Source organism: Rhodanobacter sp. FW101-FHT13A11 (genome assembly GCF_058790335.1).
This window is the reverse complement of sequence record NZ_JBYTCN010000004.1, coordinates 17329-29725: the sequence shown is the minus strand read 5'-3', so window position 1 is coordinate 29725 and position 12397 is coordinate 17329. Positions and strand designations below refer to the sequence as shown.

The window sequence follows — 12397 nt, the reverse complement described above, 5'->3', positions numbered from 1 at the left end:
GAATCAAACGGGCGGCCATCCCTGGCCGCACTTCTCAATAAAGCGGCCGCGCCGGGCAACCGCCGCGGCCGTCTTCGTTTACGCTGATGCCATGAACCGGGACAACGACACCATCGCCGCCATCGCCAGCGCTCCCGGTGCGGCCGGCGTGGGCGTGCTGCGCGTGTCCGGGCCGGCGGTGCCGGCGATCGCGCAGACCCTGCTCGGTCGTTTGCCGCAACCTCGCTACGCGCACTTCGCCGCGTTCCGCGACGCCGCCGGCGCGCTGATCGATCGCGGCCTGCTGCTGCACTTCCCCGCCCCCGCCTCGTACACCGGCGAACACGTGCTGGAGCTGCAAGGCCATGGCAGCGCCGTGCTGCTCGATCTGTTGCTGCGCCGCTGCTGCGAACTCGGCGCGCGGCTGGCGCGGCCCGGCGAATTCACCGAACGCGCGTTCCTCAACGGCAAGCTCGACCTGGCCCAGGCCGAGGCCGTCGCCGACCTGATCGCGGCACGCTCGCAGGCCGGCGCGCGCGCCGCATTGCAGTCGATGGAAGGCGTGTTCTCGCGCAGGGTCGAGGCGTTGCTGAAGGCGCTGATCGCGCTGCGTGTGCACATCGAGGCGGCGATCGACTTCCCCGAGGAGGAAATCGACTTCCTCGCCGACCCCATCATCGCTGCTCAACTCGAAAGCCTGCGCGCCGAACTGGGCGAACTCCTGCGCGAAGCGCAACGCGGCCTGCGCCTCAACGACGGCCTGCGCGTAGCGATCATCGGTCGCCCCAACGCCGGCAAGTCCAGCCTGCTCAACGCGCTGGCCGGCAGCGAGCGCGCCATCGTCACGCCGGTCGCCGGCACCACCCGCGACGTGCTGCGCGAATCGCTCAGCCTCGACGGCGTCGCACTGGAACTGGCCGACACCGCCGGCCTGCGCGAAACGGAAGACGAAGTCGAGCGCGAAGGCGTGCGCCGCGCCCACGGCGAACTGCAACGCGCCGACGTTGCCTTGCTGGTCACCACCGACGCCGACTACACCGCTGACCTGGCCTTCTTCGACGCCCTGCCCGTCGGCGTCGAACGCGTGGTGCTGATCAACAAGATCGACCTCGACCAGGCTCCCGCCCGCCACAGCCAGTGCGAAGGCATGCACTGGCTGTGGGCATCGGCAAAAACCGGCGCGGGCCTCGACACCCTGCGCGAACACCTCAAGCGGCTGGCCGGCGCCGGCAGCGGCGAAGGTGCCTTCAGCGCCCGCCGCCGTCACGTGCTGGCGCTGCAGCAGGTTGGCGCGCACCTCGATCGTACCGCCACCATTCTCGCCGGCAGTCGCGCCGGCGAACTCGCCGCCGAGGAACTGCGCCAAGCCCAGCACGCCCTGGGCGAAATCACCGGCAGCTACTCCAGCGACGACCTGCTCGGCGCGATCTTCAGCTCGTTCTGCATCGGCAAGTGACATCGTAATTTCAGGAATATCTGCAAATCCGAAACACGGTCTATCGTTGAGGCGAGTTGATATGGCCGGGCTTCGGCTCATCCTGGATGACTGATAAGCTTGAACGGAGGGGGCGCAGCCATGAGTCAGGAAGGACAGTTACTCGACAAGAAATCGCTGCGCTCGGTGATGGGCAAAACGGCCGATTGGAAAGAGCTGAGCAAGGACTGCGTGGCCTTTGCCAATGCCTCGGGCGGTCACCTGCTGGTGGGTATCGAAGATGACCAGGACGAACCTTCCGCCGATCAACGTATTCCGGACGATCTGGCTGACACCATCCGCCGCCGAGTCGCTGAGCGCACGGTCAATGTGGTTGCCTTGCCGAAGGTCGTCACGGCGCCCAACGGCGGGCAATACATCGATGTCGGCATTCCCCGTTCCGTCGCCGTGGCCTCGACGACCGATGGCCATTACTTCCTGCGTGTTGCCGATCAAAGCAAACCAGTGGTTGGTGATGACGTGTTGCGGCTGGCTTCCGAGCGCGCGGCGCTGCCGTGGGAAACCCAGACCACGTTGCGTATTTCCCGATCCGAAGTCGATCCGGCGAGTTGCGAACGCTTGATCGTCGCGCTGCGTGCATCCGATCGCGTCAAGCCATCGATCAAGGAAAAGACCGTCGATGAAACGCTGGATCATTATCAGCTGGCGCATGGCGCCTACCTCACCCATCTGGGCATCCTGTGCCTGGGCCAGCAGCAGCATCGCGCCCAATTGCACTGCGCGCCCGTCATTCAGTTCATCAAGTACGACGCCCAAGATCAGAAGGTGAACAAACTGGTCTGGGATGACTACACCCAGAACCCGATGAGCCTGATCGACAGCGTCTGGCAAACCATTCCCGATTTTCGCGAGCACTACGAACTGCCCGATGGCCTCTACCGCCAACAGCTGCCCGCATTCGACGAAGTGGTGGTGCGCGAGTTGCTGGTGAACGCCCTGGTGCACCGCCCTTACACGCAGCGTGGCGACATCTTTCTCAAGATGTACCCGGATCGCCTGGAAGTCATCAATCCGGGGCCGTTGCCGCTGGGTGTGACGCCGCAGAACGTGCTCCACACCACCGTTCGCCGCAACGAGCATCTGGCACGACTGTTCCATGACCTGAAGCTGATGGAGCGCGAAGGCAGCGGTTTCGACAAGATGTATGAAATCCTGCTTTCGCAGGGTCGTCTGGTTCCGGAGGTGACGGAAACCTTCGACAGCGTTCAGGTCACCGTCCGCCGACGCATTCTCAAGCCCGAAGTCATCGATTTCATCGCCAAGGCTGACCAGACCTATCAACTCACCCAGCGCGAACGCATCACCCTGGGCTTGCTGGCGCAACACGAGGCGATGACGGCGCGGGAGCTGATAGGTTCGCTGGAGCTGCCTTCGGTGGATGCCTTGCACCCGTGGCTATCCCGCCTCACCGGCTGGGCCATCGTGCACAGTACCGGCCGCACCCAGGCCACCCGCTATTTTGTCGATCCGCAGCTTCTGCACAGCCTGCAGTTTTCGACGGAAACCACGTTGAAGCGTATCGAGCCACACCGCCTCCAAGCCTTGATCGTGGAGGATGTCGGGCGCTACCCGATGGCCAGAATCAGCGAGATCCACCAGCGCATTGGCGCGGAGATCCCGCGCTCGCGCATCCGCCGCAGCCTTGAGCAACTGGTCAAGGAGGGCAAGCTGCAGCAGGAGGGGGTGCGCAGTGGCACACGCTATCGTCTTCCTTAGATTTGGCTCAGAAGCACACGTATCCGCCTTGTCTGAACCAAAATGCTGTACCAAGGCGCCCAGAAATTAATATAAGCATCTATAAAACAAAGATTTTTTATTTGGCTCGTTTGGCGATGCTGAGCCAAGCGATTGAAAAGTGAGTCATCAATGAGCTGGCAAAACAATACCCTTAGCCATGGCATTCGCGACAACCACACGCGTGGAGCCGTCGCCGATTTCCTGACTGAGAAAATGGCCGTAGGCAGCCAACTTTCTGTCGTGTCTGCCTACTTCACCATCTATGCCTACGATGCTCTATCCAGCCAACTCGACCAGGTCGAGCATCTGAACTTCCTGTTTGGCGAACCTCGGTTCATTGTCTCACTTGATCCAGAAAAGACCGACAAAAAAGCCTTCAAGATTGAAGACGAGGGTCTGGAGCTGGCGAACCGGCTGCAACAAAAGGAAATCGCTCGTCGATGCGCCGCATGGTTGCGCGACAAAGTCGATATTCGTTCGGTTCGCCAAGCCAATCTCCTGCACGGCAAGCTCTACCACATCGACGATGGCCGACGTGAGCATGCCCTGCTGGGCAGTTCCAACTTCACCCGACGTGGTCTGGGGTTGTCCGACACACCAAACATCGAACTGAACCTTATCGTCGATGGCGACCGCGACCGGGCGGACCTCAAGGAATGGTTTGATGAAATCTGGCACGACGAAAAATTGGTGGCCGACGTCAAGGTGGATGTTTTGCGCTACCTGGAGCAGCTTTACGTCGATCACGCGCCGGAATTCGTTTACTTCAAAACGCTCTACCACGTCTTTGAGCGCTTCCTGTCCGGCCAGGAAGCCGACGCCGTACTGTTCGACCAGACCGCCATCATCGACACCGAAATCTGGAAAGTCTTGTTTGACTTCCAGAAAGACGGCGTCAAAGGTGCCATCCACAAGATCAACCAGCACAACGGCTGCATCCTGGCCGACAGCGTGGGTCTAGGCAAAACCTACTCGGCGCTGGCGGTCATCAAGTACCACGAGCTGCGAAACCACCGTGTGCTGGTGCTGTGCCCCAAAAAGCTGCGCGACAACTGGACGGTATATCTCGCCCAGAACAACAGCGAACTCAACCCCTTTCTCAAGGATCGCTTCGCCTACACCGTGCTCTCGCACACGGACCTTTCGCGTGACAGTGGCCGCGTGGATGGCATCGACCTGGCAACGCTCAACTGGGGCAACTTCGACCTGATCGTCATCGACGAATCGCATAACTTCCGCAACAACACCAAGGGCAAGCACGACGAAGACGGCAACCTCATCCGCAAGAGCCGCTACGAGCGACTGATGGACGACATCATCAAGGCGGGCGTCAAGACCAAGGTGCTGCTGCTCTCCGCAACCCCGGTCAACAACGACCTCAAGGACTTGCGCAACCAGATCTACTTCGTCACCGAAGGGCGCGATACCGCCTTCTCGCAGAGCTTCGGAATCAACAGCATCAAGGACACGCTCACCGTCGCCCAGAAAACCTTCATGGAATGGGCCAGGCGCTCGGGTGAAAGGGATGCCCGTGACCTGATGGAACGACTCTCCGCTGGGTTCTTCACCCTGCTGGACGAACTCACCATCGCCCGCTCGCGCAAGCACATCCAGAAGTATTACAAAGCCTCGATGGCACAGATTGGCCAGTTTCCCAAGCGCAAAAAGCCGGAATCCGTGTTCTCCGAAATCGATCTCAAAGGCCGCTTTCTCTCCTACGACAAGCTGAACGACGAGATCGACAACTACCAACTTGCCATTTTCAAGCCGTCCAAATACGTGTTGGACGAGTTCAAGGCGCAGTACGAAGACCATCGCGTCAAGAATTTCAGCCAGGAAAACCGCGAGCAGTTCCTGATCGGCATGATGAAGGTGAACTTTCTCAAGCGGCTGGAAAGCTCCGTGCGCGCCTTCGCCATCACCATGGAGCGCACGGTCAGCAAGATCGAAGACCTGGAAGAACGGCTCAAGCAGTTTCAGCAACACCAGGCACTGGCGGCGGAAGATATCCAGCCCGACTTCTTTGCGGAACCGGCAGAAGAAGACGAAGAACTGACCCAAGCTTTCCAAGCTGGCACCAAGCTCAAGTACCGCATGGAGCACATGGATGTCGCCGCTTGGCTCTCCGACTTGGCCACCGACAAGCAGCAGCTTTCGCTGCTGGCCGACGCGGCGCAGGCCGTCGATGCCGCGCGCGATGCCAAGCTGGCCGAACTCAAGCGTCTCATCGAACACAAGGTGCGCCACCCTGGCACCAACACGCTGGGCGAAGAAAACCGCAAGGTCATCGTGTTCTGCGCCTTTGCCGATACTGCTGCCTACCTGTACGAAGAATTGGAAAGTTGGGCACGCAACACACTGGGCATTCACATCGCCCTGGTGTCCGGTGGCGCGCGCCCCAACCGCGCCACCTTCGGCAAGGCCGAGTTCACCCATATCCTTACCAACTTCGCCCCCCGCGCCAAACAGCGGGCCAAGATGAAGTCCATGTCGCAGGATGGTGAAATCGACCTTCTCATTGCCACCGATTGCATCTCCGAAGGCCAGAACCTGCAGGACTGCGACTACCTCATCAACTACGACATCCACTGGAACCCTGTGCGCATCATCCAGCGCTTTGGCCGCATTGATCGCATCGGCAGCCCCAACCCGGCCATCCAGCTTGTCAACTTCTGGCCTACACCGGATCTGAACAAGTACATCAACCTCAAGAACCGCGTCGAAGCGCGCATGGCGCTGGTCGATATTGCCGCCACGGCGGAAGACAACATCCTGCAAGCCGAAGACTTGGAAGACCTCATCAAGCAAGACCTACGCTACCGCGACAAGCAACTGCTGCGCCTCAAGGACGAAGTGCTGGACCTGGAAGACTTCAACGAATCGGTTGCGCTGGGCGAATTCACGCTGGACGACTTCCGCATCGAGCTGGCCACCTACATCGAGGCCAACCGCGAAAAGCTGGAAGAAGCCCCCTTCGGCCTCTACGCCGTGGTGCCTCCACACGCCGAATACAGCGCTATCAAACCCGGCACCATCTACTGCCTGAAGCAGCGCATCGACGCCGCCGGCAACGAAGCGGTGAACCCGCTGCAACCCTACTTCCTCGTCTACATCCGCGACGACGGCGAGGTGCGCTACAACTTCACCGCACCCAAGCAGGTGCTGGAAATTTTCCGCGCTGTCTGCCAGGGCCAGCCCGAACCGCACGCCAAGCTGTGCAAGCTGTTCGATGAAGAGACCGCTCACGGGCAGGACATGAGCCGCTACAGCGGCCTGCTCGACAAGGCCGTGGCCGCCATTGCTGCGCAGTTTGGCCGCAAGAATGCGGGGAATCTATTTGCAGGGCGGGGTGGCAAGCTCACCGATGCAGCCAAGCAGATCAAGCACACGAATGATTTCGATCTCATCACCTGGTTGGTGATCAAGGACGCAAACAATGTCTGAGAAAAGCGCCGCCCTTCGCCAATCCATTCAAGGTGCACTACAGAACTTCGCCACCCAGCCGCTGGCGAAAGGCGCCATCGCTCTGCTGTCCACACTGGGCTATCGCAGCGAAAAGATCGCTGACCTCGGCAACAGTGCCGAAACCCTGCTGAGCAACATCGAGCAATTCCGCCCCGAACTTGGCGCCATCGACCGCGCCAAAGTGCAGGCCAACCGCTGGAAATCCTGCGTCTTCCTGTTCCAGCTCAGCAACGACGAAATCCCCTCGCTGGCGATGGGTCAGTCGTCTTTGGGTGCGGATGGCAAGCTCGCACAAGGCCAGATCGAATCCTTCTTGTTCCTTGCCATTGACTTGCAAGGCGAGCAATGGTCGCGCACCGATCTGGCCACCATCACGCGCGAACTGAACAAGCGTTTCCCAATGCCGGCCATCCTCCTGTTCCGGCAGGACGCACTTTTCTCTCTGGCCGTGATCGACCGCCGTCAGAACCTGCGCGACGCCAGCCGCGATGTGATCGATAGCCGCATTACCGTGATCAAGGATGTGCGGCTGGCCAAACCGCACCGGGCGCACATCGACATTCTTGCCAGCCTCGCGCTGGCCAATCTGGGCGACAAGCGCAGACCTGGCAATTTCCGCGAGTTGTATGACGCCTGGATCGAAACGCTCTCAACCCAAAAGCTCAATAAAGAGTTCTACCGGCAACTGGCTTGGTGGTATCTGTGGGCCGTCAAGGAGGTGGACTTCCCCAAGGGCGGCGGAGAAAAGAAAGAAGACCGCGACGCCATCGGCGTCATCCGCCTGCTTACGCGCCTGATCTTCGTCTGGTTCATCAAGGAACGCGGCCTGGTACCCGATGCCTTGTTCGAGCGCGCCGCGCTCAAGGGCCTGCTCAAGCAGGCGCCCGATGCCGCGCCGGACGAGAGCAACTACTACCACGCCATCCTGCAAAATCTGTTCTTCGCGACCCTCAATCAGGAAATGGGCGCTGAACGCCGCTGGGCCAAAACTGGCAGCGGCATGAAAGGCGACTACCTGATCTCGCTGGTTTACCGCTATCAGGAAGCCTTCAAGCAGCCGGACAAAGTGCTGCAAGACTGCTTCGCCAATGTGCCCTTCCTCAACGGCGGCCTGTTCGAGTGTCTGGACGAACAGCTAAGCGACGAGGATTTGGTGCGCCGCCCGGAACTGAAAAAACTAGTGGTGCAGGAAGGCAAGGGCTGGGTGCTGCGCGTGGATGGTTTTTCACGCCGCCCAGAAGCCCAGGCAAAGCTGCCCAACAAACTGTTCTTCGGCGGCACCGACGATGCAGCGCTGAATGTCGAGTTCGAAACCAAGGGCAAGCGCTACCCCGTGCAGGGTTTGATCGACCTGCTCGACAGCTACAAGTTCACCGTGGACGAAAACACGCCGCTGGACGAGGAAGTGGCGCTGGATCCGGAACTGCTGGGCAAGGTGTTCGAGAACCTGCTCGCCAGCTACAACCCGGATACGCGCAGTACCGCGCGCAAACAGTCCGGCTCCTTCTACACCCCGCGCGAGGTGGTGGACTATATGGTGGACGAGGCGCTCATCGCCTACTTCACCCGCCATCTGGCTGATGGTGAACAGCGCGAAAGCGACTTTCGTCAGCTGCTCTCCCACGCCGACACCGGCCACGCCTTCAATGCCCAGGAAACCGATGCACTGGTGGCCGCCATCGAGCGACTCAAGGCGCTGGACCCGGCCTGCGGCTCCGGCGCCTTCCCCATGGGTATCCTGGCCAAGCTGTTCGTGGCGCTGAAAAAGCTGGACCCGGATAACCGCCACTGGCGCGACCAGAACCTCGCGCCGCTGAAAGAGCGCTTGGTGCTGGCGAAGAAAACGCCAGATCCCGTGCAGCGCGATGCGGAGATTGACGATGCCGAAGCCGCGCTGGAAAAGCACAAGAAAGACTTTGCCGACCCGGCCTACGCCGACTACACGCGCAAGCTCTATCTGATCGAGAAGTGCATCTTCGGCTCCGACATCCAGCCCATTGCGGTGCAGATCGCCAAGCTGCGCTTTTTCATCGCCCTCATCGTCAGCCAGCCGATTGACAGCAGCAAGCCCAACTGGAACATCACCCCGCTGCCCAATCTGGAAACCAAGATCGTCGCTGCCAACACCCTGTTCGGCGTACCGCGTCACGGTGCGCAAGGCTCGCTACTGGATGACCCGGCCATCGCCGAGAAGGAAGCCGAACTGCGTGACGCCAACGCCGCCTACTTCACCTCACGCACTCGCGCCACCAAAAAGCGCCGCAAGAAAAAGGTGCAGAAGCTGCATGAGGAACTGGTCGCCTTGCTCAAACGCGACGGCTTCGTCACCGTGCGCGACGCTGAGTGCATGGCACGCTGGGATCCGTTCGACCAGAACCGTTTCGCCGATTTCTTCGATGTGGAATGGATGTTCGGCCTGCCGCGTGCTCGAGACAATTCCGAAGCCGTGTTCGACATCGTGATCGGCAATCCACCTTATGTGCGACAGGAAGAAATCAAGAAACTGAAGCCGCTATTGAAGGACGAATACAAATACGAGTGCTACACAGGCACCGCGGATTTGTACGTTTATTTCTACGAGCGGTCAGTCAAGCTGCTCAAGCCGCAGGGCGTGTTGTCCTTCATCACCTCCAACAAGTGGTATCGCACCAAGTACGGCGAAAACCTGCGCCTGTTCATGGCCACGCACACGCGGCTGAAGAACATCATTGACTTCGGCGACGAGGCAGTATTCACCGCCATTGCCTACCCGACCATCGTCATTGCCACGCGGCGCGAGAAACCTCTCAACCCGGCGCCTGCCACAGATCAAGTGCGTACCTTGAACTGGGCTCAGGAGCACCCTGTCGAGGAATTTCCTGCGGTATTTCAAGTCGCTGCTTTTGATGTGCCGCAGGCAAAATTAACGAAGGCTGGTTGGCAGCTAGAGCCTACTGGGAAGCGACAACTGCTGGAGCGCGTGGTTGGCACGGGCATGCCACTGCGAAAGTATCTTGGTTCAAGGGTTTCGCGTGGGATTACGACCGGATTGAACGAAGCCTTCGTCATTGATGGCAAGACACGAGAAAGGCTGATTTCGGAGGATGCAAGTTCATCGGACATCATCAAGCCGTTCTTGCGTGGAAATGATGTGAAGCGGTGGAAGGTACGGCCAGAAGACCTCTGGCTTATTTTCACAAGGAGGCCATTTCCCATCAGCCAATACCCTGCGATCAAAAAATACCTATCCACCTTCAAGTCCCAACTCATGCCCAAACCCGAGAGCTGGGACGACAGGCGTGATGGGAAATGGGAAGGGCGAAAAGCAGGTGGCTACGAATGGTTTGAAATTCAGGACAACATTGCATATTGGCAAGAATTCGAACAGCCCAAGATTGTTTCCACGAAGGTGTCGATTGAACCGACATTCTCACTGGATAACAGAGCGCACTATCTCGGCAATACGGCCTATTTCATTCCTGCTGGCGAGGATCGGCTTTACCTGCTGGCATTGCTGAACAGCAGCATATCTGCCTACTACGCCAGAGGGCGATTTGTCGGAAAGCAGAATGGCTACTACGAGGTGCAGCCGGAAGCACTGGAGGCTTTCCCAATTCCATCGGCAACCTCCCAGCAAAAGACGGCGCTTGGCATAGCAGTCGACTGCGTTTTGGCGACCAGTGCCCCGCAATACGAGCAACTCATTAACAGCCTCGTCTTCGAATTGTTCTTCCCGGACGAATTGCATGCCGCGAATATTCGCCTGTTCGATGTCTGCGAGCAGGCGGGTGTTGGCAAGCTGGCCACCTTGCAGGGCGATGCGCTTACCAAGGCGGCGGAAAAACTGGCAACCACGATCTTCGCCAATGACCACCCCATATACGCCATGCTCTTCGACCTGCAAGCTTTGGAAGTGGTGCGCATCATCGAGGGCAAGGAATGAGCGCCGTTCCGCCGGCGCCTGTGGCGCCAGCAATGCCGCCCTTGCGTATCAAGCGCCTGACGCTCACCGACTTCCGCGCCTTCCCCGGCCCAACTCCCGCACATTTCGATCTGGAGGGCAAAAACCTTCTGGTGTATGGCGAGAACGGTTCAGGCAAATCATCCATCTTCCATGCGCTCGGCGGCTTCTTCGCCCTCAAGCCACCACGCGCCTTGCGTGAACACAAGAATGTGTTTTCCCGCCTGCCGGATACAGATTGCAAAGTGGCCTTGGAATTTGCCGACGGCAGCCCCGCCGTCGAGTGGACGGTTGCCAGCCATCCCGGTTCGTTGCGCGCGAAAACATCAGATGTGCGCGTCACCGAAGCCGCGTTGCGTCGCGCATGCCTGGACTACCGCGCACTGCTGGATACCAACTACAGACAGGGCAACGGCCCAATCAACCTGTTCGACATCGCAGTGGAGCATTTGCTGCGAGACTATCCAGTCACGGTGGCTGGAGGAACATCCACCACTATTGGCGAGCTTTGGAGCAAAGTGCTGGCCAGCAAGCCAGACAAGCACACCAGCGCCGCGCTCACGCGCATCAATCAGGCTTGTGTAGATTTCAACACCGCCTTCCGTAGCGCGTTCCCTGCGCTGGTGCCACTGGTCAACGAACTGATGCAGTTGCTCGGCTGGAAGGACGTGGAGATCAAGGGATTCAACACGCCCGGCCTGACCTACAACAAAGCACGCCTGAAACAGAACCGGACGATCGATGGGCAAAAACTGGAACCCGAACTGAGCTTTCGCACCCATCCGCTGCCAACGCCGCAATTGTTCCTGAATGAAGCTCGCCTCTCGGCACTAGGCCTTTCCATTTACCTTGCGGGTCGTCTGGCCTGCACCCCGACAACGCCCTCAACAGCCTTGAAGCTGCTGGTGCTGGACGATGTGCTGATCGGCCTCGACCATTCCAACCGCCTGCCGATGCTGGATGTGCTCAACACGAAGTTCACCGATTGGCAGATCGTGCTGCTCACCCACGACCGCAACTGGTTCGACCTTGCGCGCTCGCACCTGCCTGAACCCGGCTGGAAATGCGTGGAGGTGTATGAAGGGGATGGTGCTGCAAAGGCGCCTATTCCCATCGTCCGTCCAACGCAGAACAAACCGGCACGAGCCCTACTGGGCAAGGCCAAGGAACTGATTGCAACACCGTATGTGGAGGCCGCCGCCAACTATGCCCGGCAGGCCTTTGAACTTGGAGTACGCAAAGCCTGCGAGCTGAAAAGCATCGAGATGCGCTACACCACCGACCCCAAAGCTCATCAGGCGCAAGACTTTCTGGACAAGCTGAAACAATGGAAGGTGACTGGACGCATGAAACAAGCTGATTGGGATGTGGCCATGCAAAAATTGGAGACGCTGAAGAATGTGGTGATGAATCCCTATTCGCATCCCAACGCGCCGAACATTCCGAAGGCAGAGGTTGAGCAGGCCATCGCCGCCATCGAAGCCTTCCTCGATCTGGCGGCAAAGAAATGAATCAAGCCGAACTCGCGCGATTGTTGAATCATCCGCTTACCACTTGGAAAAACGAAGTGGTTGAGTTCAAGCAGGCCGGCAGCGATTACAGTATCGACGACATAGGCAAGTACTTCTCCGCGCTGGCGAACGAAGCCAATTTGCGTGGTGCCGATGGCGGCTGGCTGGTGTTTGGCGTCAACAACAGGACCCGTCGCGTGGTTGGCATGGACTATCGCCCGCAGGTCGATCGCCTGCATTCGTAGAAGATGCGGATCGTTGCGCCCGGCC

The 12397-nt window shown here is 59.3% G+C and carries 6 protein-coding genes; all 6 read left to right on the top strand.

The window, feature by feature from the left end; genetic code table 11:
- Window positions 1-91 precede the first annotated feature (91 nt).
- Window positions 92-1435: a tRNA uridine-5-carboxymethylaminomethyl(34) synthesis GTPase MnmE gene (mnmE, locus tag AC3WRN_RS06040; protein WP_492622287.1), complete on the top strand. Its 1344-nt coding sequence runs from the start codon at window positions 92-94 to the stop codon at window positions 1433-1435.
- A 120-nt stretch (window positions 1436-1555) separates the two neighbouring features.
- Window positions 1556-3190, top strand: coding sequence for an ATP-binding protein (locus AC3WRN_RS06035; RefSeq protein ID WP_492622286.1), 1635 nt, complete (start codon window positions 1556-1558; stop codon window positions 3188-3190).
- Between the two features lie 150 nt (window positions 3191-3340).
- Complete coding sequence (locus tag AC3WRN_RS06030; protein ID WP_492622285.1) at window positions 3341-6655, top strand: helicase-related protein; 3315 nt, start codon at window positions 3341-3343, stop codon at window positions 6653-6655.
- A complete protein-coding gene (locus AC3WRN_RS06025) occupies window positions 6648-10598 on the top strand; it encodes an Eco57I restriction-modification methylase domain-containing protein (protein WP_492622284.1) in 3951 nt (1316 codons plus the stop codon). The genes AC3WRN_RS06030 and AC3WRN_RS06025 overlap by 8 nt, the downstream gene beginning before the upstream one ends.
- Window positions 10595-12127, top strand: a complete 1533-nt coding sequence (locus tag AC3WRN_RS06020; RefSeq protein ID WP_492622283.1) for an AAA family ATPase — start codon at window positions 10595-10597, stop codon at window positions 12125-12127. Before AC3WRN_RS06025 ends, AC3WRN_RS06020 begins: the two co-directional genes overlap by 4 nt.
- Complete coding sequence (locus AC3WRN_RS06015) at window positions 12124-12372, top strand: ATP-binding protein (RefSeq protein WP_492622282.1); 249 nt, start codon at window positions 12124-12126, stop codon at window positions 12370-12372. The genes AC3WRN_RS06020 and AC3WRN_RS06015 overlap by 4 nt, the downstream gene beginning before the upstream one ends.
- The last annotated feature ends 25 nt before the right edge of the window (window positions 12373-12397 follow it).

Bases quoted from the DNA above. Each gene is read 5' to 3' on its own strand.
- mnmE (WP_492622287.1), top strand. From the start codon at position 92: ATGAACCGGGACAACGACACCATCGCCGCCATCGCCAGCGCTCCCGGT.
- AC3WRN_RS06035 (WP_492622286.1), top strand. From the start codon at position 1,556: ATGAGTCAGGAAGGACAGTTACTCGACAAGAAATCGCTGCGCTCGGTG.
- AC3WRN_RS06030 (WP_492622285.1), top strand. From the start codon at position 3,341: ATGAGCTGGCAAAACAATACCCTTAGCCATGGCATTCGCGACAACCAC.
- AC3WRN_RS06025 (WP_492622284.1), top strand. From the start codon at position 6,648: ATGTCTGAGAAAAGCGCCGCCCTTCGCCAATCCATTCAAGGTGCACTA.
- AC3WRN_RS06015 (WP_492622282.1), top strand. From the start codon at position 12,124: ATGAATCAAGCCGAACTCGCGCGATTGTTGAATCATCCGCTTACCACT.
- AC3WRN_RS06020 (WP_492622283.1), top strand. From the start codon at position 10,595: ATGAGCGCCGTTCCGCCGGCGCCTGTGGCGCCAGCAATGCCGCCCTTG.